At 59.9% G+C, this 24,631-nt stretch carries 17 protein-coding genes; 6 read left to right on the top strand and 11 right to left on the bottom strand.

The genetic code is table 11. The features are described 5' to 3' along the window. Positions 1–5: 5 nt before the first annotated feature. The 4 genes from JIN84_RS18720 to JIN84_RS18705 form a co-directional block, all read right to left on the bottom strand. Positions 6–386 (bottom strand): hypothetical protein, encoded by a 381-nt coding sequence (locus JIN84_RS18720; protein ID WP_200352595.1) that lies wholly within the window; start codon positions 384–386, stop codon positions 6–8. A 16-nt stretch (positions 387–402) separates the two neighbouring features. Continuing rightward, on the bottom strand, positions 403–4,941 hold the full coding sequence (locus JIN84_RS18715) for a response regulator (protein ID WP_200352594.1): 4,539 nt from the start codon (positions 4,939–4,941) through the stop codon (positions 403–405). Between the two features lie 325 nt (positions 4,942–5,266). After that, entirely contained in the window at positions 5,267–9,931 is a 4,665-nt protein-coding gene (gltB, locus tag JIN84_RS18710; protein WP_200352593.1) for a glutamate synthase large subunit, read from the bottom strand. 124 nt (positions 9,932–10,055) lie between these two features. Further along, on the bottom strand, positions 10,056–10,904 hold the full coding sequence (locus tag JIN84_RS18705) for an alpha/beta hydrolase (protein WP_200352592.1): 849 nt from the start codon (positions 10,902–10,904) through the stop codon (positions 10,056–10,058). An 82-nt stretch (positions 10,905–10,986) separates the two neighbouring features. Here JIN84_RS18705 and JIN84_RS18700 point away from each other — a divergent pair, with 82 nt between their 5' ends. Further along, the gene (locus JIN84_RS18700) at positions 10,987–11,865 is read left to right on the top strand and encodes a hypothetical protein (RefSeq protein ID WP_200352591.1); all 879 of its coding nucleotides are present in this window, start codon (positions 10,987–10,989) and stop codon (positions 11,863–11,865) included. A 26-nt stretch (positions 11,866–11,891) separates the two neighbouring features. Here the strand turns inward: JIN84_RS18700 and JIN84_RS18695 are convergent, their stop codons facing one another. After that, positions 11,892–12,068, bottom strand: a complete 177-nt coding sequence (locus JIN84_RS18695; protein ID WP_234043564.1) for a hypothetical protein — start codon at positions 12,066–12,068, stop codon at positions 11,892–11,894. 433 nt (positions 12,069–12,501) lie between these two features. Here JIN84_RS18695 and JIN84_RS18690 point away from each other — a divergent pair, with 433 nt between their 5' ends. Then, on the top strand, positions 12,502–13,308 hold the full coding sequence (locus JIN84_RS18690) for a hypothetical protein (RefSeq protein ID WP_200352589.1): 807 nt from the start codon (positions 12,502–12,504) through the stop codon (positions 13,306–13,308). Positions 13,309–13,363: 55 nt separating this feature from the next. Here the strand turns inward: JIN84_RS18690 and JIN84_RS18685 are convergent, their stop codons facing one another. Next, positions 13,364–14,767, bottom strand: coding sequence for a TonB-dependent receptor (locus tag JIN84_RS18685; RefSeq protein ID WP_200352588.1), 1,404 nt, complete (start codon positions 14,765–14,767; stop codon positions 13,364–13,366). Positions 14,768–14,884: 117 nt separating this feature from the next. Here JIN84_RS18685 and truA point away from each other — a divergent pair, with 117 nt between their 5' ends. Continuing rightward, positions 14,885–15,631 (top strand): tRNA pseudouridine(38-40) synthase TruA, encoded by a 747-nt coding sequence (truA, locus tag JIN84_RS18680; protein WP_234043563.1) that lies wholly within the window; start codon positions 14,885–14,887, stop codon positions 15,629–15,631. Between the two features lie 36 nt (positions 15,632–15,667). Here the strand turns inward: truA and JIN84_RS18675 are convergent, their stop codons facing one another. The 4 genes from JIN84_RS18675 to JIN84_RS18660 form a co-directional block, all read right to left on the bottom strand. Then, positions 15,668–15,832, bottom strand: coding sequence for a hypothetical protein (locus JIN84_RS18675; protein ID WP_200352586.1), 165 nt, complete (start codon positions 15,830–15,832; stop codon positions 15,668–15,670). A 46-nt stretch (positions 15,833–15,878) separates the two neighbouring features. Beyond that, positions 15,879–17,117: an RsmB/NOP family class I SAM-dependent RNA methyltransferase gene (locus tag JIN84_RS18670; RefSeq protein WP_200352585.1), complete on the bottom strand. Its 1,239-nt coding sequence runs from the start codon at positions 17,115–17,117 to the stop codon at positions 15,879–15,881. 132 nt (positions 17,118–17,249) lie between these two features. Then, a complete protein-coding gene (locus JIN84_RS18665; RefSeq protein ID WP_200352584.1) occupies positions 17,250–18,314 on the bottom strand; it encodes a BPSS1187 family protein in 1,065 nt (354 codons plus the stop codon). Positions 18,315–18,342: 28 nt separating this feature from the next. Then, positions 18,343–19,221: an alpha/beta hydrolase gene (locus tag JIN84_RS18660; protein WP_200352583.1), complete on the bottom strand. Its 879-nt coding sequence runs from the start codon at positions 19,219–19,221 to the stop codon at positions 18,343–18,345. 143 nt (positions 19,222–19,364) lie between these two features. Between JIN84_RS18660 and hemB the strand changes: the two genes are divergently transcribed. The 3 genes from hemB (at position 19,365) to JIN84_RS18645 (ending at position 23,095) form a co-directional block, all read left to right on the top strand. Further along, entirely contained in the window at positions 19,365–20,345 is a 981-nt protein-coding gene (hemB, locus tag JIN84_RS18655; RefSeq protein WP_200352582.1) for a porphobilinogen synthase, read from the top strand. 319 nt (positions 20,346–20,664) lie between these two features. Continuing rightward, positions 20,665–21,987, top strand: coding sequence for an AI-2E family transporter (locus JIN84_RS18650; RefSeq protein ID WP_200352581.1), 1,323 nt, complete (start codon positions 20,665–20,667; stop codon positions 21,985–21,987). Continuing rightward, a complete protein-coding gene (locus JIN84_RS18645) occupies positions 21,965–23,095 on the top strand; it encodes a serine hydrolase domain-containing protein (RefSeq protein ID WP_200352580.1) in 1,131 nt (376 codons plus the stop codon). The genes JIN84_RS18650 and JIN84_RS18645 overlap by 23 nt, the downstream gene beginning before the upstream one ends. Positions 23,096–23,339: 244 nt before the next feature. Here JIN84_RS18645 and JIN84_RS18640 read toward each other — a convergent pair whose 3' ends face one another. Further along, entirely contained in the window at positions 23,340–24,614 is a 1,275-nt protein-coding gene (locus JIN84_RS18640) for a hypothetical protein (protein ID WP_200352579.1), read from the bottom strand. Positions 24,615–24,631 lie beyond the last annotated feature (17 nt).

Below are 24,631 nucleotides of genomic sequence, written 5' to 3'. Positions count from 1 at the left end.
TCCGTTCAGGAGTTGAACTCCGGAACGCCGCTCTCCCATTCCTTGATCGCGACCACACTCTCGGCCCAAAGTGCGGTGAGTTCGTTGAAAACGATTTCCGCTTGGGACGGGTCCACCGTTTTGAGGGCTTCAATGACGGCCAGCCGCTGGTTGAGGGCGACACAGCCGAAGTAGGAAAGAATGCCCCGTGACGAATGCGCCACGGCGGACGTTTCTTCAGCATCACCTGTGAGCATGGCCTCGCGGACGGCGGCGAAACTTTTTGGCATGTCACCCTTCATGTCCTCCAGCAGTTCCAGGAAATTTTCGTGGCCCAGCACCACGAAGGATCTGAGTTGGCGCAGGTCCAGCAATGGGGGATCGTGAGGAGACGGAGACGGGGACATGTCCATAAGGGAGGTTTTAATCGCCGGGTGGCAGGCTCTGGGAGATATGGTTCATCATTTCCCGCAATCGGTCCAGCGTGATGGGCTTGGAAAGATATTCATCCATGCCGGCCGCCGCCGCCCGGTCGCGATCCGCCTGGAAGACATTCGCCGTCAGGGCGACGATAAAAGGTCGTTTCGGCAGAGCGGTGCTCCGGATGGCCTCGCATGCCTGGACACCATCCATCACGGGCATCTGCAAATCCAGCAGAATCACATCGTAGGGTGTTGCGGAGGCGGCATCGACCGCTTGTAATCCGTCGGCAACGATGTCCGGCTGGATTCCGAGACGCTTGAGGAGGAGGCGGATGACTTTTTGATTGTTGGGATTGTCCTCGGCCACGAGCACCTTGAGATCGGAGAACCATTCGCTCTCGACGTTCTTGGCAGGAGGAACGGTTCCCGGGCCAATGGTGCCGCCGCCCGGAAGCAGACGTTCGAGCATGGAGTGCAGGGACCCCGGCCAGACGGGTTTGGTGGCCACCTCATCAAAAAGTTCCCGCGCGGGCGGAGCCAGGCTGCTTTCCGTTCCGAGAAGGGCAAAGCGTGTGGACGAGGCACCGGGCAGTGAACGCAGGTGCCGTGTCATGGAAATGCCATCCATTTCGGGCATATGCTGGTCCGTCAGGACGAGATCGTAGGGGCCGGAATCCCCCCACATCCGGATGGCCTCTTGCGCCGAGGTGGCGGCGTCATGGGGAAGTTGCCAACGCATGAGGTTTTCCCGGATGATGCGTAGGCTGGTCCCGTTGTCATCCACCACCAGAATGCGGGGTGAAGGAGTGATCGCGAATGGTGCCGGCGAGGACAGGGCGGGAACGTCCGCGGTGGTGGCGTTCAGAATCACCGTAACGGTGAACGCGGCCCCCTTGCCTGGAGTGCTGGCGATGGTGATGTCTCCATTCATCACCTCGGCGAGCCGCTTGCTGATCGCCAGACCCAGCCCGGAGCCACCGAAGCGGCGGGTGGTGGACGAGTCTTCCTGGACAAAGGGACGGAACAGCCGGTCGATGGCCTCTTCCGAAATGCCGATGCCGGAGTCGCTGACGACAAATTCCAACTTCCAACGCCCGTCCGCAGCACGTGTTCCGCCCACCTCGAGACTGACAAATCCGCCGGGGGTGAACTTCACCGCGTTGCTCAGGAGATTGATGAGAATCTGGCGGATCCGGGCGTGGTCTCCCTCAAACTGGAATGGAATGTCAGGAGAGATGAATCCGATCAATTCGGTGTCCTTGCCGATCACTCCATGTCGGATGACGTCGAAAGCCTCCCGGCAGACATCGGCGAGCACGAGAGGGGACTTGTCCAGCTCGATGTGTCCGCTCTCGATCCGTGAGTAGTCCAGGATGTCATTGATCAGCTCCAACAGGAAATTTCCCGAACTGAGGATGGTCTGGGCATAATCCTGCTGCTGGGCGTTGAGTGAGGTGGTTTCCAACAGGGATGCCATTCCGATCACCGCATTGAGCGGAGTGCGGATCTCATGGCTCATGGTGGCGAGGAAGGTGCTTTTCGCCAGATTCGCCCTGTCGGCGACGATGGCGGCGCGGTTCGCCTCGTCACGCGCCAGCACGAGTGCGTCCGCCTCACCCTGGGCCACCTGTCTCAGGCCGATGTTCGCCGCCGCGGAACGTAGGATGGAAATTTCCCAGTCCTCCCAAATCTTGTCTTCGTGACAGGCTACGAAGCTGAGGAACCCCCAGAGCTTGCCCGCCGCGAGAATCGGCAGGATGAGGACGGAGCGGACGTTCCTTTTCTCAAGCAAGGACCGTTCGCAAACTGGAAAGTCCTTGATCAGGCCGCAGATCTCACGACCGGCCGACAGTTCATGGAACCAACGGGAGTGGTCGGAATCCTCGAATGGCCGGTTCTGCAACTCGGGTTCCTGCATCCATGGAGAGTCGGCGGTCGAGTTCCAGACCGCGATCTGGCTTGCGTGAAGCGAGCATCCTCCCTCGAAGGTGTGGACCTTGGACAAATGGCAGCGTTCCACATTCGCCGCCATGCCGAGGGACTGGAGGATGCCGCCCCAGACCGACGGATCGATGCCTCTTTCCAACAACGTGCTGCTCATGGTCGCCACTGCTTCCAACAAGAGGTTGGTCCGCCTGGTCTGGGTGATATCCCGTTCGATGGCCATGAAACCGGTGAGTTTGCCGGATTTGTCGAACAACGGCTGGCATTCGATATGGACGATGTAGGCGCGGCCTTCCTTGCTGTAGTTGAGGGTTTCGGTTTCGAACCCTTTCCCGGCCTTCACGCATTCGCGCATATACGCCCTCGCTGGAGTCAGGCTTGCGGTGGCACCCTGCAGGACGCTGCCGGGTGTTTTCCCCAGCATGTCCTCCCGGGTGTAGCCGCTGATTTTCGTGAAGCCTTCATTCACCCATTCGACCCGTCCTGCGGCATTGGTGATGACCACCGCATTGTCCATTCTCTTGGCCACCAGCGCGAGGCGGTTCGCTTCGGCACGGCTCCGGAACAAGTCGCGTTCCGCTGTTTTTGCCGATGTCAGATCGACCAAGGCAAGAATGAACCCGGTATCATGGTTGTTTCTCTTGATCGAGGCCCGGTAGAGAAGAACGGGAACCGGTTCTCCGATGGCACAGGTGAGCACCGTTTCATAACCACCGGCCGGGTGTGCGGAAAAATCCGTGTTCTCGAACAAGGAGGAGAGGGAGGTGCCGACGAGCTCCGTTCCCTCCGAGCGGGCCATGCTGACGAACGCCGGGTTCGCGTAAGTGATGATCCCTTCCTGGGAAACGACGGCCAGTCCGTTGGGAACGGATTCCATGACCTGCTGGGCGAATTGTCGCTGCCTGTCGATCTCCAGACGGGAACGGTGGCGGTCATCAATGTTGAGAATGGTTCCAACCAGACGCACGGGGGCGCCGGGCGAACTGTGGATGACCCGGCCCCGGAGCATGAACCACAGCCAGCGTCCTTCCGTATCCTTCAACCTGACCTCCACTTCGGGGGATTCCTGGAGCCGGAAATAGCGGAACAACTGGGCCCTGTCCTCCGGATGAATCTGCCGCCACAGCATTCTCAGGCTGGGATCGGAACGGGCTATTCCGAGAATGGAGGAGATGCGTTCGCCCACGCTCAGTTTGAATGGTCTGGGGAAGCATTCCCAAGTGTCGAACTCCGCGGCGGTCATCGCATCGGTGAGACGCTCGGACAAATGGTCGACACGCCGTGCCGTCTCGATCGACTTCAGATGGAAAACAAACAACGCGACCAGCAGCAAGGTGACGGAAAACGTCACCCCCATCGCCGCGACGCGGCGGGATGCCACCGGTTTCAGCCACTCGGCCGCCGGATAATCCAGGCCTAGCAACGCGACGAGCCTTTGGTTCGCGTCCCACACGGGAACGGTCGCGCTGAACCACACGCCCCACACATCCCGATCCGGCCCGACGAAAGTGGACTGGCCGGCGAGCTCGGGCTGCCAGCGGGCGGGATAGTCCTCCACGGGTTGGCCCGGTCGGGAAAAGGTCGCTTTGTTGGCGGGATCCTCCGCGTCCACGATGAATACGAGACGGTCATCCCTCATCGCCAGCAGATAGACGAAGCGGGAGCCGGGAAGGGCCTTGCGGATCTCCAACAACTTGTCCCGCAGATTGATGAACGGAGCGCCGTTCACCTCGTCCGCCCTTCCCGCGATCCGGACCACTTCCTTGGCGTCGATGTTGTCACCACCCAGATGGAGCGCGCTGAGCAGGATGGAAGTCTGCTCGTTGCGGGCTTGGTTTCCCAGCCAATGGGCGAGCCATGCGCCGTTCACTACGGTAAAGACCGCTGCGAGAAGGATCATTCTCGTGCCGATTTTCCGTCGGCGCAGGATGGCTGGGGTGAAATCGAGATGATTTCTCTGATAGATCGCGCGCCACACCAACACGCAGAAGGCCAGGCTGCAGGCCGCCGCACCGGCAATCGCGGAAAGCATGACGATCCGGCGGATGGAGAGTCCCTGTCCCTCCGTATCGAACGAGATTCTCACCAGATCCCCTTGGAGACAAACACCCGCGACGACCGCCAACAGCAGGGCCAGGATGACCGCCACTCCCTGACGGTTCCCCCGATCCTTCGAGGCATGGTGACGGCGGGCGAATTTCCAGGTGGCCGCGAACGTCATTGCCAGGACCGGAGCATGCAGCCATGCCGACTGTCCCTGATTCGCCCCGATGACGAAAAACAGAACGAAGACCATCACCATCGCCATCCACTTCACGGCAAACAGCCAACGGCGTCCGCTGGTCAATGGAGAAAGACAAACCCCCAGCAGGGCTGTGGCGTATCCCGCGCCCAAGGAGGCGTCGGTAAGCGCCAGCCATTCCTTCGGGGCGTAGGCGAAGACGAGGATGTCGGACCAGACTTTAAGCCCCAGAATGCCCAAAGCAGCCGCGAAAAGCGGCCATCGCATAGGAAGCGGATCCTCGCGATAGAGAAACAGGCTGCCGACCCCGGCGGTCAGCAAAAACAGCCCGATTAAGAAAATGAAATAGTCCATGAAACAAGCACAAGGCTTACAATACGGTAAAGCTAGGTTGACTCGTGGTTGCGAAGCAAGTTCCAGTACCCGGGATCGAGGAAAATCGCATGAAAGCCGGATGATCGTTTGTTATCAAAAGGTTGATTCCGGTTTTACCGGGGTTCCGAGGCGGGTCTTCCGCCCGTCCCTGACCCGCCGGATGGACGATTCGCGGGCATGGGGTCGCCGGGGCCCACAGGGCGATCGAGATACAAAGGCGGGGCCATGTAGAACACGGGCGCTTCACGAAAAATCCGCTGGCAAAAACTTCCTTTTGCCAGCGGATCCGTGAATTCCGGTAATGTTACTTCGCGCCGATCGGGGTGGATGCCGCCTCGTGAAGCTCTTCGGCAGCCTCAAGCTCGGCGCGCTCCTTGGCGATGACGCGGACGAGCTTGCGCTTCGTTTCGTCCCAGTTGGCGAGCAGTTTGGAAGCTTGCACGCTGCCGGTTTTTTCCAAGTGAAGCTCGATGAGCGACCTGATCTCGGTGAAATCCTGTGGACGGCGGACGGGCAGGGCCACAACCATCTCCGAGTTCACGCGGGAGAAGAATTTTCCGTCCACATCCAGCACGTAAGCCGTGCCGCCGGACATGCCCGCACCGAAGTTTTTCCCGGTTTTGCCGAGAATGGCGACGATGCCGTTTGTCATGTATTCGCAGCCGTGGTCGCCCACTCCTTCGACGACCGCGGTGGCACCGGAGTTCCGCACGGCGAAGCGTTCGCCCGCACGACCCGTGGCGAAGAGTTTTCCACCGGTTGCTCCGTAGAGGCAGGTGTTTCCGGCGATCGAGTTCGCCGCCGCTTCGAATTTCGCATCTTCCGACACGCGGATGATGATCTCTCCCGCGGTCATGCCCTTGCCGACATAGTCGTTCGCCTCGCCGATGAGTTCGAGCTTCACGCCGCTGACCAGGAAGGTGCCGAACGACTGGCCCGCGCTTCCGCGGCAGGTGATGTGAATGCTGTCCGCAGGCAGGCCGCGGTCTCCGTGGATCTCGGCGATGCGCCCCGAGAGGCGGGTGCCGATATTGCGGTTGGTGTTGATGACGTCGTAGCTGAGTTTGACCGGGGGACGGTCCGGCAGCAGTTTCACGGCATCCAGAATTTCGCTGGTGACGGAACCTTCGCCGTATTCCGGAGACTCCGAAGCCTTGAGACCGGAAACGGTGGCCACAAGATCATTGAGGATCTGGAGATCCAGCTCGGGTTTGGTCAGGCCATCATTGCGCACTTTTTTGCAGGTGCGGGAAATCGAAGCCGCGTCCTGACCGCTGTGGGCGGCAAGGGCCGGCACCACATCCTTGAGCAAGGCCGAGAGATTCAGCGTGTTTGCCTTCGGGTGATTCGGGATGTGACGCTGTTTCAGGAACTCCGGACGACCGATGAGTTCATCCAACGAGCGGACACCGAGCTTGGCCATGTAGGTGCGCGCTTCCTCCGCAACCGCGGTGAAGTAGTTGATCACCATCTCAGGCGTACCCTTGAACTTGGCGCGGAACTTCGGATCCGTGGTGGCGACGCCGACCGGACAGGTGTTCAAGTGGCACTTGCGGACGTAAACGCATCCCATGGCGATCATCGCCGTGGTGCCGAAGTTGAACTGCTCGGCTCCGAGGATGGCGGCGATCACCACGTCACGGCCGTTGCGGATGCCCCCGTCGGTGCGGAGGATCACACGATCACGCAGATTGTTGATGAGCAGCGTCTGCTGGGCCTCGGCGAGACCCAGTTCCCAAGGCGATCCGGCGTGTTTGGTGGACGAAAGCGGCGATGCTCCCGTGCCTCCATCATGTCCGGAAATAAGGATGTTGTCGGCTGATGCTTTAGCACATCCGGCGGCAACCGTGCCTACGCCTGACTCCGCCACCAGCTTGACGGTGATGCGGGCGCGCGGGTTCACCTCTTTGAGGTCATGGATGAGCTGGGCCAGGTCCTCGATGGAATAAATGTCGTGGTGCGGAGGCGGTGAGATGAGCTGGACCCCGGGCTGGGTGTTTCTCAAACGGGCGATGAGCGCGTTCACCTTGTGGCCGGGGAGCTGGCCGCCTTCACCGGGCTTGGCTCCCTGAGCCATCTTGATTTCCAACTCATCCGCATTCACGAGGTAATATGCGGAAACGCCGAAACGTCCCGATGCGACCTGCTTGATGTAGGACCGAGCGAAATCACCGTTCGGATAAGGCCGGTAGCGCGCCGGGTCCTCGCCGCCCTCACCGGAGTCCGACTTGCCGCCGATGCGGTTCATGGCGATGGCGAGTGTTTCGTGAGCTTCGGGGGACAGCGCTCCGAGCGACATCGCGGCCGTGGTGAAACGGCGGCGGATCGACTCCATCGACTCCACCTCGTCAAGCGGAACCGGACCACCGGAGGCAGGTGAGAATTCGATGAGGTCCTTGATGGCCACGGGATTGGTTTCCAACGCGACACGCACATATTCCTCGTAATCCTCGGGCTTGCCGGATTTTACATAGGTGTGGAAATTCTTGATGACTTCGGTGGTGTAGACGTGGCGCTCGCCGGCCTTGCGGTAGCGGTTGTATCCCGGATCACCAAGGTCGAGAGTCTGGCCGTTCGCGACGACCGTTTCAAATGCGGCACGGTGACGGATGATCGATTCGTCCGCGATTTCCTCGAATCCGACGCCGCCGATTTTCGATGGAACTCCGGTGAATGAGAAATCCACGACTTCCTTGCCCACGCCGATGGCTTCGAATGTCTGGGCCCCCTGATAGGAATTGAGCACCGAGATGCCCATTTTCGACATGATCTTGAGGATGCCTTTTTCAAGCGCCTTGCGATAGTTGGTCATCGCCTTGGCCGCCGTGATGTCCAGCTTGCCTTTGTCCGCCGCGACAAGCTGCCGCACGGTGGCATAGCCGAGATACGGGCAGATGGCCGTCGCCCCGAAGCCGAAGCAGCAGGCGATCTGGTGCACATCCCGGACTTCGCCCGACTCGATGACCAGGGACGCCCGCATGCGCTTGCGGATGCGGGTGAGATGGTGGTGGATGGTGCCGGTGTAAAGCAGGGCAGGGATCGGGATGCGCTCCGCGGAGGTGGCACGGTCCGAGAGGATCAGGACATTGCGGTTTTCCTGAACGGCGGCTTCCGCTTCCAGGCAGAGTTCGTCCAGACGGGCCTTCAATCCAGCGGCACCGGCGGATGCCGGCCAGGTGCAGTCCAGAACCAGCGCCGGGAAACCTTGTTCGTCCAAGTGCTTGATCTTCTCCAACTGATGCTCGAAGAGGATCGCACTGTCGAGGCTCACCGTGTTGCAGTGCTCGGGAGTTTCCACCAACAGGTTGCGCTCCGGTCCAAGTCCCGCACCCAGCGACATCACCGCCCATTCGCGGATCGGGTCGATCGGCGGGTTGGTGACTTGAGCGAAGAGCTGCTTGAAGTAGGTGTAAAGCAGGCGCGGGTGTGTCGAAAGGACCGCGAGCGGGATATCATCACCCATCGAGAACACAGCCTCCTGCGCACCTTTTATCATTGGCGGAAAAACCATATCAAGTTCCTCACTTGAAATACCTTGCGCGACTTGTTGGCGGGACAGATCCAATGCGGAGTAGTCGAGTTCCGGCACATGCGCGTTCGGCGAGACAAACTTGGCCAGGGAAACCTGTTGCTCGTCGATCCAGCGGCGATATGGCTGCTGTTTGGCGAGCTCGTTCTTGATTTGCGCGTCGTATTTGAATTCGCCGGTTGCCGTGTTGGCCGAGATCATTTGGCCGGGGCCGAGGCGTCCTTTGCGAACGATCGTCGAATCTTCAAGGATCACCGCACCGGCTTCCGAACCGATGTACAGGATTCCGTCGTCTGTGATCTTATAGCGTGAAGGACGCAAACCATTGCGATCCAAAGAAGCGCACAATTTTTTACCGTCTGTGAATACAAGGCCGGCCGGGCCGTCCCAAGGCTCGGAGAACGAGCGGATGTATTGGTAGAAGGCGCGCAACTCGTCGGAAATGTCCGCGTCGTTGCGATAGGCTGGCGGCACAAGCATGCACATCGCATGCTCCGGAGAACGACCGGAGAGGATGAGCAGTTCCAATGCATGATCGAGTGAAGCGGAGTCCGATTCGCCATGACGGATCAGGTTCTTCACCAGCTCGATATCGTCACCCCACACCGGAGAGGCGAAAAACTCCTCACGGGAGGTCATCCAGTTGCGGTTGCCCTCCACGGTGTTGATCTCTCCGTTGTGGCACATCATGCGGAACGGCTGGCCCAGCGGCCATGCCGGAAATGTGTTGGTGGAGAAACGCTGGTGATAAAGAGCGATGGCGACCTCGTAATCCGGGTCTGCGAAATCCAGATAGAAGGCCCGCAGCGCCGCCGGCATGGCGAGCGCCTTGTAGGAGATCAGGCGGCTGGAGAATGATGGCATGTAAAAGCCATTGATCTCCTTAGTCTTGTGCTCGATTTCACGACGGCACAGATACAGCTGGCGCTCGAAAAGATCCGCGTCCATTTCCGCCGGGCGGGTCAGCAGAAGATGCTCGATCTGCGGGCGGCTGGTGAGGGCGATTTTTCCAAGCGCCTCCAGATCAACCGGAACTTCACGCCAGCCGATGCAAGGGATACCGCGCTTGGCGGTGACTTCTGCCGCAAGGGCCTTGATTTCTTCCAGCTTGGACGGTTGGTCCTGCGGAAAGAAAAACACCGCTACGGCGAGATCTTCGTCGTTTTCCACGGTGTGACCGAGTTTCTCCGCCGCCTTGCGAAAGAGTGGGTAGGGAATCTGGGTGAGGACGCCCGAACCGTCGCCCGTCTTCATGTCCGCATCCACCGCGCCGCGGTGGGTCATGCAGCAGACGGAGGTGAGCGCGTAATCGAGGACCTTATAGCTACGTTTACCATGCAAGTGGGCGATGGCGCCCATGCCGCAGTTGTCATGTTCTTGCGAAAGCTGGTGCAACGAGCCAGCGACTAACGGGGTGCTTGAGTGATAAAACGCGTTCATGGAAAATCAGAAAGTCCCAATCTTGCGACCGGGGCGGCGGAATAAACGACACGGAGCCTTGACTGCCAAGCAGGAATTATGCCCGCAGCCATTCATCTGTAAATTTCCTGTCAGATGAGAAATCTCAGAATTCCGGCTCGGATTCTTCCGGCGGAAGCAAACCGCGGTCCACCAGGAAACGATCCGCGGCTCCCAGCGTCAGCTCGAAGTTCTTATGGCTGACGTTGAAATTGAAAAAGCTGTGATCCGCCTTCGCGAAATCGACGATTTCACAGGAATTCCCCCGCCAGCGCATGCGGCGGCGGAACTTGTCCACTTCATCAAATGGAGTGATGCGGTCGGATTTTCCGTGGAAGAAGATCATCGGAGGCAGCTTGCGCCGGATCAGGTGGGTCGGGCTCAGGCGTTTGGCCGTCTTCGGATTCGGGAAGCGCTCCATCGCCGTGCCTTTTGAGGCGGTGTTGATGAGGGAGCTGAAAAGGATGAGGGCCTGCGGGAAACAGTCGACACCGTCGACGGGCGGCAGCTCCTTCGCCGTGGGCATGGTTGCGAGAAGAGCGAGATAGGCTCCGCCCGCCGCTCCGCCGATGGTGATCTTCGCCGGATCCAGATTGAAGGTGTCCGCATTCTGGCGCAGCCACCGGATGAGGGCGCGGGCGTCCTCAATGGCCTCCAGCGGACCGGTCCCGTGTTTCGCCGAAGTCCGTGTCTCCGCCGCGACGGCGACGGCGCCCCGCGAGGCGAAGTGCAGGCAGTGGGGGACAAATTGGGTGGGGGTGGGGGAGTCCCAGAAACCACCGTGGAAAAAGACGACGACAGGGCGGGGGATCCCGTGATCCTTTGCGGGAAGAAACAGATGTGCGAGGACATCGCCCTCGGGCCGTTGTTCGTAAACGTAGGTTGAAGCATCCTTCAAAATCTCACGATCGCGCGCCTCGCCGATCGGCGCCACTCTCTGCAAAATACTACTCATAGGGGATACCCGCCGCATTCAAATGAATCGGCTTGCAATTTGTTTGTTGTGGGAACGCCCATCTTGTCCAATCGTTTCGCCAATGAATCGAATAATTTTCGCCTTCACGCTCATTCTGACCTCGCTGGCGACGGCCCAGGACAACCTGCGTCCGTCGCTGGAGACCACCTACAGCGCCTGGAGGGAGGCGATGATCCGCAAGGATGTCTCCGTGTGGCAGCGTGTCACCGCCGAGTCCCGGCGCGTCGAGGTCCGCAATCGGATTCTGGCGGAAAAGCAGCCGTTTCCCGCCGCGGTTTTCAATCTCCCGTCTCCTCCTCCGTCACTCCAGGGGCTCAAGTTTCTGGAAGCCAAACAAAAGGGGCCCACCGCGAAGGCATCCTATTTCGGAAAGGTGGACTTCGGTGTCGGTGGCGATCCCACCGAGAATCTCCTTGTGCTATCCTTCATCAAGGGCTCCGGCGGCTGGCTCTATGACCGTGCGGACTTCGTCAACCTCACCGCCCTGGCAACCGTGCGCAAGGAGCTCGCCGCCGGAAACCTCAAGTATCTCAACGAAACGCCCGAAGCCCAGCCGTCGGGAGTGGTCCCGCCGACTCCGATCGCCGCCGGCCCCGCTAAATATATCGCGAAAGTCTATGTGTTCTGCCCCGGCCGGGAAGTGAAGGTCCAGATCAACAAGATCAGCGCCCACCGTTTCGCGAACGCCAAGGAGGCGGAGGTTGTCATCGGGGGGGCAAAAGAGGGTTCCAACGAAATCCAATATGCCATCACGAAACTCGAAGGCGGCACAGGCAAGGAAGCGATGACCATCCGCGTGTATCTCATGTCGGAGGTGGAGGGAACCCAGCCGATCAAGGCATTCGAGTATCAACTCGCCGAAGGCGACAAGCTGAAATCTTACGGAACGGAAACGTTCACCCTGGATGCGGCGACCATTTCAAAGCTCACGGGCAATTGAGTGAGGGGTTTTCCACCCACACCTTTTCATCGGGGGCGGGCGAGGAATATTCCGGTGGCGAGCGCGGCAGAGAGATCCGCCCGATGTTCCCGGAGTATTTCCACGGGGTTGGACACCGCATCGACGGTGGTTTCGGAGGAGGTGGCTTCTACCGCAGGTGCGGAGGCGGCCAGGACGGCAGCCGTTGATCCAAAGGCGGCCATGGGGACGTGTGCTCTTGTGAGGACACGCGTCATTTGACGGACAAGGGGGGATGCTTTCATGGGGGAAGCCGCCGCTCGTTGCCGAAGGCGGTGGGTTGGAGATGATTCCAGCGCTGAATCGAGGGAGACGCCACCGGGGGAGTTCGTTTGGCGACGAATCAGCGTTGGAACGCCAGAGTAGGAAAGCCCGCACATGCGGTCAAACGCGGAAATGTTAAGATTCTGTTAAGCCCGGCCGTCCAAGCCCCACAAGATCAGGGCCGTCCGCGATTCCGATTTCATCGGGATCGCCCCGATATGGAGAAACAGATCGGGCGAGGGAGAAAAAAGAAAGACTCCCATGAAATATTCCGTCACATGACAAACCTTGATCGTTCCTGAACGATGCGGTTCAAGAACGGCAGAATTCCAAAACCCTCATCACTTTCATCAAATGGCTGATCTACGTAAAATCATCGCTTCTCAAATCCTGGGCGGACTGCTCGCCGCGCACGCCTCGGCCGCCGTCCAGATCGGTTTCGACACCGCGGCCGACCTGACCGACAATTTCACCGTCTCGTTTGTCACCACCGGCAGCGGAAACAATCTGACCCCGGTCACATACAGTACGACGGCAGGGCTGGGCGGTGGCGGCGGGATGCTTGTCCTCGAAGACTCCCGTGACCAGTATGCCATTCTCAACGACCCTTTCACACTGGCGGCGGGAGTTGAATACAAGGTGGGAGCCCTCATCCGCAGCTATCACTACGTCGGGATCGGTTTCACCGACGACAACAGCTACGCATCGATCGATTTCCAGCCAACCAACTCGATCATGCTTTCGACCGGGGACTCGCAGTCGATGAATGTCTCCAACTACTACAACGGAAACCAGGAATGGAACTCTCCCAACAGTATCGATCCGGTTCCTCCGATCCCTGTCGGGAGCTGGATGGCGCTCAACCTGAGCATGACCTACAACGGTGCCGGAAGTTTTGACCTCGCCTATTCCATCGATCTGACCGACGCCGACGGCAATGTGCTGGATAGAGCGCTGGACGGGGCTTACAGCGTCACCAATACGGGATTCACCGGGAATCTCCATCCCTTCATTTTCTTCCAGAAGGATATGGGCAGGGCCGGCGAGATCGCGGCGGACAACTTCACCGCTTCCGCTGTTCCGGAGCCGTCATCGGCCATGGCGGCGATTGTCGGCCTGGCCTTGGGCCTCACGGCCATCCGCCGTCGCCAGCGCCCATGAGATCCTGGGAGAGGCAAGGGACTCGTTGGACTGGTTTCCGGATCCCGTGGCGGGACTAGCCCTTGTATCCGAAAAACCGGCGTTTGCAGATGAGATCGCTCACACCGGCGGGGACCATGTCCTTCCATGCCTCGTCCCCGCTGGCGATTTTCTTCAGCACATCTCTTGAGAAGATGCTGAGATACTCTGGTTTGAAGTTATCCAGCCCGACGAAACTTCCCCGATCCGCCAGATAGCCGTAGAGTTTTTTCAGCTCGGTCGCGACCGGCAGGTTGTCGATGGTCGTCAGTCCGCCCGAGGTGGGATTCGCAAGGGGGTAGACGTAGAGCTTGAGGTTGTTTTTGAACAGGCGGCCGAAAGACTCCAGAATGCCTCCGGGCAGTTGGGTATAGTATTTCTCCTCGAACAACTCGATGAGGCTTGGCGCACCCATGACGATGCCGATGCGCTCCTTTGTCCGCCATGCCAGATAGGCTGCGAGGCGATAGTATTCGAAATAGTCCGAAATGAGGACCGTCATGCCGCAGGCCGCCAGAAGATCGGCGCGGGCGAGGAAATCCCGGCGGTCGATCTGGTCACCTCCGGCAAGGAGATTTCTCATCGTCAGCTCGAAGATGGGGAGCACTTCCTTTCCTTCCACCGCGGGGTCCGCCTTGAATTTCTCCAGAGCGCACTCCAGCATGTCGAAGTTCACATGGGTCGGCGGGCGGAAGCTGCCGCGCTCGACAAGGACCGCCTTCTTATAAAGAATTTCCGAAGGCTGGAGGACCTCACCATCGGCACCGAACATGGCCGCGCCACTCAGACCGAGCTGTACGAGCTTGAGGCTGATGAGCCGGTTGTCCACGGAGCGGAATTCGATTCCCTTGAACTCGATGACATCGATCTCGATGCGCCCCGTGGTCAGCTTGTCCAACAGGCTTTCCACCAGCAGTTCCGGCTCGTGATGCAGGAAAAACGCGCCGTAGAGCAGGTTCACCCCCACCACGCCGAGGGCCTCCTGCTGGAGTGATGCTTCGGCATCCAGCATGCGGACATGGATCAGGATCTGGCTGGGTTCGTCGCGAGGGCGGGATTGGAACTTGATCCCCATCCAGCCGTGACATTCGTTGCCTCCCTTGAAGCTGCGGGCGACGACGGTATCCGCGAACGCGAAAAACGCCGTATGGTCTCCGCGCTTGTCGCTGAGCCGCTCGACATTGAGCTGGAACTCCCGGTCAAGCATCGCCTGCAGTCTCGAACGGGACACGTAGCGGTCGCCGCTGCCATAGATCGCGTCGCTGACGATCATGTCATAGGCGGAGATGCTCTTCGCGACAGTACCCGCCGCGGCTCCGACCCGGAAGAACCACCTCACGACTTCCTGACCGGCTCCGATTTCCGCCAGGGTCCCATACCACCGGGGATCAAGGTTGATCTTGAGTGCCTTGGAATGGGTGTCGAGCTCCACTTGTTGCATGCGGCAGTCCTAGCAGGGTTCAAGCCAGCAGTAGGAATGAAATATGGGGCGTTGGCGAAAATATCGGTTTCCGGAGGTGCATAGGCCGTTGGTTCATGATTTGAAGTTCGCGTGGCAATGCTCCGTTTCAAACTCATCATCGCTTACGATGGCGCGGGCTATCATGGCTGGCAGTCGAGGCCGGAGGGCACCGGTGTGCAGAATCGGGTGGAAGCGGCGCTCGCCCGGTTGTTTCCAAGCGGACCAACGGTGGAAAGTGCAAGCCGGACCGATTCCGGGGTGCACGCTCTGGGAATGACCGCACACTTCGAGGTGGACGATGGAGAGGACGCTATTCCTCCGGCAAAACTGGCCTTGGCGGTCAACGCGTTCCTGCCCGATGACATCCGCGTTCGGGTGGTCAGACCCGTCCGGGAGGATTTCCACGCCCGCTTCGACGCGAGCGGAAAGCAATACCGTTATCACGTCTGGAATGGTCCGGTCATGAATCCCTTGCGCCGGACCCAGGCATGGCACGTGGCGCGCGAACTGGATCTGGACGCGATGCGTGAAGCGGCGGGACGGTTGCTGGGACGGCATGACTTCCGTTCGTTCACCACGAACCGCGGTGTGGTGCTGGAAGATGCGGTGCGCACCCTGACCCGCTGTGAAATCCGCAAACAGGGCAGACTGGTGACCTTCATCATGGAAGGCGAAGGCTTCCTTTACAAGATGTGCCGTTGCATCGTCGGCACATTGGTGCAGGTGGGCGAGGGGAAATTCAGCACGGCAGAGATTGCAAGCATGCTGGAATGCCGGGATCGCGCCGCGGCGGGGGTGAACGCCCCGGCGCATGGCCTGGTCTTGTGGAAGGTATTTTATTAGGGGGGAGCCGTCCCAGGTGCGAAGCCCCTTTTCTTCCTATCGTGCCGGAGCTGCCGGCACCGCTGGAGCGGAGGCCGGGGTGGGCGTCTGCGCTTTCCGCGAAAATTCCGAAGTGTCGCTCAGGAACCAGATCAATACCCCGCCACCGACCACGGCGACGAAGGTGGAGAAGACGATGAGGAGACCGAGACAGGACTTCATGCGGAGATTTTTAAAACGTTCGATGGCCGCTAGCCAGCGGTAAAATTCAGGACTTCCGTTCGATGCGTGCGGCGAAGGCCCCGTCCGTCGCATCGCGGAACGGCAGGGCGTCCCGGGTGCCGCGAAGCTCGAGTTCCGGATGGTCGGCGAGGAAGCTTTCCACCAGCCCGAGATTCTCGGTGTGCTCGATGGAGCAGGTGGAATAGACGATGCGGCCGCCCGGCTTCAGGCAGGCCAGGGCGTTCTCCAGAATCTTCCGCTGGGTGATGGCGATCTTGTCGATGTCGGGTGCCTGCAGGCGCCAGCGGACATCGACCCGGCGCCGGATCACGCCGGTGTTCGAGCATGGCACATCCAGGAGGATGCCGTCGAAGCTGCCATGCCACTCCGCCGGTGCGGGTTTTGTCCAGTCGTGGACGGAAACCACCGCTTTCCGCGCGTGCAGGCGTTCGAGGTTTTCCTCCAGACGTGGGAGCCGCTTTTCGTTCGAATCGGTGCAAACCAACCCCTCTGCGGAACCGAGAGCGGAGGCGATGAGAAAAGCTTTTCCCCCCGGGGCCGCACAGGCGTCCAGAATGCGTTCGCCCGGTTTAGGATCGAGCAGTTCCACCGAGTGCCGCGTCGCAGGGTCCTGGATGTAAACGGAGCCGCTGGCGAGCAGGGCGGTCGGGAGCGAGCCATCCAGTTGGTAGAATCCCGGAGCACCTTCCACCGGATTTCCGGGCAGGGTGTCTGGTGTCGGGGCGAGGGGATTCACCCGGAAGAACGTCACGGCGGGAAGGTTGTTCCACTCCATCAGGGAAATCGCGTTGCGGGTGCCGAAGGCCTGGCGCCAGCGGTTGTAGAGCCAGTCCGGGTGCGAGTGGATGACGGGCATCGGCACGTCGTCCAGATCGTCCAGCATGCGTTTTTTCGCGAGCGTCGCACGGCGGAGCACCGCGTTGATCAGGCTGCGGACGCTGGCCTTCCCGGCCTCCACCGTTTCGTTCACCGCCGCGTGGTCCGGCAGGCCGAGGATGAGCAACTGGCACAGACCCACCCGCAGGATGTCGCGTGTTTCCGGATCCAGCTTGCCATCGCGCAGCTTGCCGATCCAGTGGTCCAGCAACCGCCGATGCCTCAGCACACCGAAGAGGATCGCCTGCAACAGCCCCCGGTCCGCAGGAGAAAGCTTGCGGCGTTGCGCGTGTCGTTCGATCAGCGTTTCGGCATAATCATGGCCTTTTGCCCAAGCGCGGAGCGCGGATACGGCGGCTTGGCGGACGTGGAAATTTTTAGCTGGCATGGAGAAACGATGGACAAATCCACGATCGCGAAATGTCGCGCACCGCGGAGGTGGAGTATCCGTATTTCGCCCTCAGGATAAATGACAGCAAAATTCAGGCCCGGTCCACGTTGCCCTCCGGGCACGTGTCCGTCATTTCCGGGAGCCGGCTCCTTTCTTCCGTTGGTCGATCCTGCAATCGGCATCCGGTGGCACGGCCCTGCCGACCTCCTCCACGGGATGGGTGAAGAGGTAACGCCAGACCGCCTCATGGATGAATTTGCCGTCGGGCCCCTTCACCGCCGCTCCGCCGGGAATGGAGGAATTGTGCGCGTGGTCGTGATTTCCGCCGACGTCGGCGTCCGTGATCAGGCGGCGGGTGTCTCCGTAGGGAGGGGAAGTCTTCTCCACATTGACGATGGGACCGCAGGACTGCAGGTCCATGAGCTGCCACGACCGGCGGTAGTGATCGCCGGTCCAGCCGTCATCGAGCACGTGGGAAAAACCGAAGTAGCGGTTCGTTGGCGTGGCGGAAGGGAGTTTCTGCCAAACCTCGTACTGATCTCGTGGCCCGGAAAACATCACCACACGGTCCACCTTCACCGCTTTCGCCATGCGTGCGGCGGTGGTGGAGCCATGGGAGATCCCGGAGAGGATCACCTTGTCCCACAGCAGACCCTTGCCGTCGCGGGTGATGAACTGCTTCCAGTTCCCCTCCGGATTCTCACGATCCAGCCATTTCACGAACTGGTAGGCCCGCTCCATGATGCTGTCCGGCTTCGGGATATCCACCGCCTTGCTGGCGTTTTCCCCGGTGGCGGCTTCGAGGCGGATGTTGGAAAGGAACAGATCGTCCTCCGGTGGTGGTCCGGAATAAAGCTTCCCGAACCACTCCCGCGCGTAATGGATCTGGATGGAGTGCATGCCGTAGCCGTCGAGGTGGTCGAAGAGTTCCTTGTTATGGCCCATCAGCCAGATGACCAGTTTTCCGCTGGAAGGGACCCGGGTGTCCACGCTGGCGTGCTGCACATCCTGTGGCTTGCCGTCCTTCTCAAAAACGAAACCGATCTCCGGGTGCGGTTTGGTCCGCTTGTCGATCTCGCTGGCGCGGGCGGTGAGATCATGGTTTTTTCCCTCCGCCGCAGCCGCCACGAGAGGGCTGGCCAGCAGGACGGTCAGAACGAGGGAGGCGGAACGGTGGAGGGTTTTCCGAATCATGATCGTGGGTTTTGGAGATTGCGGCGATTCACTTCGCATCCGCCACGGGGATGAATTTCTCTTTCGCCAGCCACTTGAGACACTTGCTTTTCCACTCCTCCCACAGCGGTCCTTGGTAACCATTGATGCCGTGGCCGCCGGACGGGAGTTTCAGGTATTCGGCAGGGACCTTGTTTTTACGGAGCGCGTCGTAGTAGAGTTCGCTGTTCGCAGGGACGACGAGCGTGTCATCTTCAGCGTGCACCAGAAACGTCGGCGGCGTGTCGCGGGTGACCTGTTTTTCATTGGAAAAGAGCTCGATGGCCTTGGCATCCGGAGCGGGGCCGAGCAGCGCGCCCTTCGAGCCGCCGTGGGTGAGTTCACCCATGGTGATGACCGGATAGATGAGAATGGAAAAATCCGGGCGGCTGCTGAGTTTGTCCACCGGATGGGCGGCCTTGTCATCGCCCTTGTCGAAATGGGTGGCGGCGGTGGCGGCGAGGTGGCCGCCGGCGGAGAAGCCGATGTTTCCGACGCGCTTCGGATCGAGTTTCCACTCGGTGGCATGCAGGCGGACAATGCGGGTTGCGCTTTTCGCATCGGCGAGCGGAAGTCCTGAATTTCCGTTCGGCAGGCGGTATTCGACGACAGCTCCGGTAATGCCGTGCTCGCCGAACCATTTCGCGATGCGGTGTCCCTCCGGTTCGACAACGAGCGTGGTGTAACCGCCGCCGGGGTAAATAACGACAGCGGCACCATTCGGTTTTTCCGGGTGATAAACCGTCATCACCGCCTCGCCAGCGGGCTTCTCACCCTCGGTCAGGGCCTTGCCCGTCGCGACAGAGAAGCGTTCCGGAGCCTGCTGCGCCGGGGAGGGAAGGGAGAAAATCAATGTGGAGGCGAGCAGGGAGGCGATGGGAAATTTCATGGTTTTCTGGATGATCGCAGGTGGTCCGCGCGGCGCAAGCCCTCGCTACGTCCTTAAACGGAGTGATTTTGCGGCATCGATTCTTTTTGTCCCCTCCGATGTTCAATGTTTGAAGTTCGATATCCGATGTTCATCCTCCCCGCATGAACCGTCCACGCCGCAACCGCCGCACGCCCGCGATCCGCTCCATGGTGCGCGAAACCATACTCACTCCCGCGGATTTCATCCTTCCCGTGTTTTTCCATGAAGACGCGGAGGACACGCCCATCGCCTCCATGCCGGGAGTGACGCGCTGGTCGCTCGAGAGTCTGGTGAAGGAAGCGGGGGAGGCGCACGCGCTCGGCATTCCGGCCATCGTTCTTTTTCCGAAAATCGAGGAATCGTTCAAAACCCCGGATGCCGGAGAATGCTCCAACGACGACGGACTCGTCCCGCGTGCGATCCGTGCCATCAAGGCCGCCCACCCCACGCTCTGCGTCATCACGGATGTCGCGCTGGACCCCTACAACTCGGACGGTCACGACGGCATCGTCGAGCGGGATGAATGGGGCGAATTGGAGATCCTCAATGATGAAACCGTCGCCGTGCTTTGCGAACAGGCCCTGTGCCATGCCCGCGCCGGCGCGGACATCGTCTCGCCTTCCGACATGATGGACGGTCGTGTCGCCGCCATCCGGGAAGCGCTCGATGAGGAAGGGTTCACCAAGGTTTCCATCCTCAGCTACACCGCGAAATACGCGTCCGCATTCTACGGTCCCTTCCGTGGCGCGCTCGACTCCGCACCCAAGGAGGGCGACAAGAAAACCTACCAGATGGATCCATCAAACTCGCGCGAAGCCGTCCGCGAAACGCTTTTGGACGAAGCCGAGGGCGCGGACATGCTCATGGTGAAGCCTGCGGGCATCTATCTGGACATCATCGCGAAAGTCCGCGAAACGACGACTCTCCCGGTCGCCGCGTACCAGGTGAGCGGCGAATACCTCATGCTGAAAAGCGCGGCTGCGGGTGGCTGGCTGGATGAAAGAAAAATCGTGCTGGAATCGCTGACCGCCATCAAACGCGCGGGAGCGGACATGATCCTCACCTATTTCGCGAAACAGGCGTGCGGGTGGCTGGCGAAATAGAACCGCCCGTCATTCAGCGCGGGATACTATGAACCGGAGTGGTTGCAAACAACCGATAGGCGTCATCCACCTCGGTTGTGGGTGACTGTAAACTCTGTGACCTCCAGAAGTGCCATTTCGGGGAGGGGGCCTTTCTTGAATTCCATAAAATTTCAAAGGCTTTGGATCGATTCATTTTTCGAAATGTAAAAAAATCACGCGACCGCCGCCAATGATCAAATTTTCAATAAAAGGTTTCGCCGGAGGAGTCGGACAATCGGCATTTCTGACGAAAGTGACTGGCGGAACCGGGAAAAGCTGTCTAACCTCACCTTTATAGATGGCAACGCAGAATATGAACAAGCGCTTCAAGATCGAGCCCCTGCTGGGTGGTCTGGCGCTCCTGCTCATCCTGATCGGGTGCTTTTTCATTCTCAAGCCGTTCATGACGGCGCTGATGTGGGCGATGATCCTCGCCTACTCGCTGCATCCGCTGCAGAGCAAGTTCACCAAATGGTTCCGTGGATCCCGGACGATGGCGGCGATTTTCGTGACCCTGACGATCACGGTGGTATTGGCGGGGCCGATCACCTTGATCGGCTTCAGCATCGCCCAGGATGGCAAGGATCTCGCCTACGCCACCCGGAACTGGTTCATGGCGGCTCCAGAGAAGGCCCCGGAATGGGTGGCGCAGCTGCCGGTCGTGGGAGATGATGTCGCCGGATATTGGGGTGGGGTGACCGGTGACCGGAACCGCTGGATGGAACAGCTCGACAAGGAGGTGGTGAAAACACCGCCCCGCCCGAAGATCGTCATCGAAGGCACGGACGGTCCTGTCCTCCAGGACGCCGCACCCGCACCCTTGACGGAGAACGCGGCGGAAGAAATCGCTGCGGTGGAAAAGAAGTCTGATTCATCGAAGACCATCGAAGTGGTCGGTCAATTCATCGTTTGGGCACGGACGTGGCTGTTTGCCGTGGGACTTGGGGTTCTTGAGGGAGTGACGCAGGTGTTGCTGAGCGCTTTCCTGGCATTTTTCCTCCTACGGGATACGGACATCCTCGCGGAACGCCTCTCGGTGGCGGCGGACCGGCTTGCGGGACCTCGGGGCCAGCATTTGATCAAGGTGGCGGGAAACACGGTGCGTGGAGTGGTTTACGGTATCCTTGGCACAGCCATCGCCCAGGCGCTGGTCGCTGGGCTGGGGTTTTGGATCGCGGGCGTGCCGGGAGCGGTCCTCCTCTCCGTGCTGACATTCTTTTTCGCGGTGATTCCATTTGGTCCGCCGATGATCTGGCTACCGGCCGCCCTGTGGTTGTTCGCCCAGCACAAGCCGGGACTCGGACTCTTCCTGATCCTCTGGGGTGTGCTCGGAATCAGCATGGTGGATAATTTCCTGCGCCCCTACCTCATCAGCCAAGGCAGCAAGATGCCTTTCGTGCTGATTTTCTGCGGAGTCATCGGAGGTGCCCTGGCTTTCGGACTGGTCGGTGTCTTCATGGGACCGACGTTGCTGGCGGTGGCGTTCCGGTTGATCGAGGAATGGTCCGCCACCCCGAAAGAACCGGAAAGGACGGTGATCTTTGAGGAGACTTCGGAGTTGCACGTCGAACTGACAAAGACCACACACCTGCATGGCGGTGAGTCCTTCAGCATTAGGTAAGGTTCTGGAAGTCTTCGAACGGAACTTCCGCGAGCGGGGGGAGATCGGAGCGTCGGTAAGTATCTGGTGGGACGGCACGGAGCTGGTTTCCGAAGGTCACGGCTGGTGCGAGAAGGACAAGACGAGGCCATGGACCACGAGGACGTTGGTGCCGGTTTATTCAGCGACGAAAGTTCCGTCGGCCGCGACCTTGCTGTTGGCGCTGGAAAACCACGGATTCGGCCCGGACACTCCGGTCAGGGAAATCTGGCCGGCGTTTCCAGTGGGGGAGGCGAGATTTTCACACCTGCTGTCGCATCAATGCGGTCTGGCGGTGCTGGATCAGAAAGCGGATGTTTTCGAGCATGCGGAGGTGGTGGCGGCCATCGAAGCACAGGTCCCGGCATGGCGATTGGGCGAGGGACACGGTTACCATCCCAGGACATTCGGCGCTCTCACGGACGAGCCGGTGCGTAGGCTCACCGGCATGACCTTGGGCAGCTACTGGCGCGAGAAGATCGCGGAGCCGCTCGGGCTGGATTTCTGGATCGGTCTCCCGGAAAGCGAGTGGCCGCGGGTCGCCCGGCTTTATCCGGGAAAGGCCGACAAGTCCGATCTGGCGGATGGTTTCTACAAGCAACTCACCACCTCGGGAACCTTCACCCGGATGGCATTTTCCTCACCAAAGGGATTACACGCTGTCCATGAGATGAACGAACCGCGCGCATGGTCCGCCGGATTGCCCGCGATGGGTGGTGTTGGGACCGCCTCGGCTTTGGCGAAATTTTATCAAGCGATGATCGGCCGCATCGACAGCCCGCTCAGCGAGAATGTTCGTAGGGCCCTGACGGCGCACCAGGTTTCGGGAGATGACAGGGTGCTGCTGCGTCCCACGTCCTTCACCTGCGGCGTGCAACAGGATCCGTTGGATGAGTCAGGGCGGAAGATCCGCCAGCTTTACGGGCCTTCACTCTCGGCCATCGGTCATCCGGGAGCGGGGGGGAGCCATGGCTTGGGAGATCCGGAAACCGGGATTTCCTTCGCCTATGTGATGAATCAGATGGATCTCAGCGTCATGCCGGGGCTGAAATGCGTGGAAATGGTGGAGGCTTTGTTTTCGGAGATTTGATGGAGGTTTCAGGAGACGAAGAGACTATTTCTGACTACGGATTTTACTGATTTACGGATTAGCATGGTCGCGTGGATGCGGAATTCGTGTGAGGTCACTCTCGATTCCGGAGGGTATTCCGCCGTGGCATAGGATCGATGGGGGAGATCTTTCGCATGTAGTTCAGCCATTTATGGCGTCTTCCGCGCGCATGGAAGACGCCATAAATGGCTGAACTACGAACGGAGGAGCATCCACCTCCGAATCATTCTGATGCTTTCGTCTCCCCGGCTTCTTCCGTTTCCTCGCCTGCTTCCTCGCCTGCTTCCTCGGGGGTTTGCTCCTTGGGTTCGTTCAGCGCTGTTTCCTGCACGGGATTCGGGATGATCCAGTTCTTGCCGTCCAGCTTCACCAGAGGAATCGACCCTTTGGTCAATTTCCGCGCGGCGGCATCCCAGACAAATTCGCATTTCAGCATAACCTTGTCCGCATCAGGCCGGCTTTCGTGCCAGCTTTCGTCGTTGCGGAACGAGGAATAGCCGGAGATGGCGGATTCCTCCACGGTGAAGGAGATGGTCAAGGGCTTGGCTTCGGTGGGTTGTTTTGAAATCACCAGCGCGAGGAGGTTCGCGGCGAGAGTCGCTGGATCCACCCTGGGATAAAGGATGTCCATCGAGCCGGGTTCCGTGGTTGCGGTGTCGGCCCCTCCGTCCCCGACATAGGAATTCGCTTGGCTCACGCCATGGGATTTGAAAGCGGAGTAACAAATATTGGACGACCAATGATTGAGGCGGAGGAAATCGCTCTCATCATTTCCGTTCCCCCACACAGGCAGCACATGCCAGCCGGGATCCCCGTCACCTCCGGATTTCAGAACGACCACGCTGGGATTGATCGGAATGAAGGTATCGTTCTTTTTGGCATCGGGAAAAACCACCCATGCAATACCCCGGGAATCTTCTTCGAGCAGGGTGCCCGGCACGCTCAGGGGAGGAGTTGTCCCGTCGTCCTTGGATGGGCGTGTGATGTATTTCCCGGAATACCGTGCTTCCAGGGCCTTGTCATCCTCGGATTCCGCGACCACCCGGACTTCGAGCGGGGTTGCGGGAGTGGAATCGACCCTTCGCAGCAGGCACCAGAGCGTGGCCGCCACCACCTGCTCCTTGGTGTATGGGGTGTATCCCGGCGCTTTCCATGGCTTCACCCGTATGAACACAGGAAGAGCGGGGATCTGGCTGGAATCCGCCGGCTCCACGGAAATGCCGAAGACACTTGCCAGATTCTGATCCAGTTCCGAACCGCCGGACCAGCGCATGGCTCCGTCCGGAGCCGGCCGTGCCTCACCGATGAAATGATGGAGCCCGTAGTAATAGTTACAAACCACCCCCACCGGCCCGAGTGGAATCCGGGTAGGATCGGAACGGGTTCCCAGATTGACGGGTTGCTCGACCGTGGACGTCGCGACCGAAGTGGCCACAACCGGAGTGACCAGCAGGGAACCCACCAAGATGACCACCGAAAGGAAAGGCTTGATTTTCATACGATCTAATTGACTCA

The sequence above is a fragment of the Luteolibacter yonseiensis genome (assembly GCF_016595465.1).
In the GTDB taxonomy this organism is placed as follows: domain Bacteria; phylum Verrucomicrobiota; class Verrucomicrobiia; order Verrucomicrobiales; family Akkermansiaceae; genus Luteolibacter; species Luteolibacter yonseiensis.
This window is presented reverse-complemented; position numbering and strand designations above follow the sequence as displayed.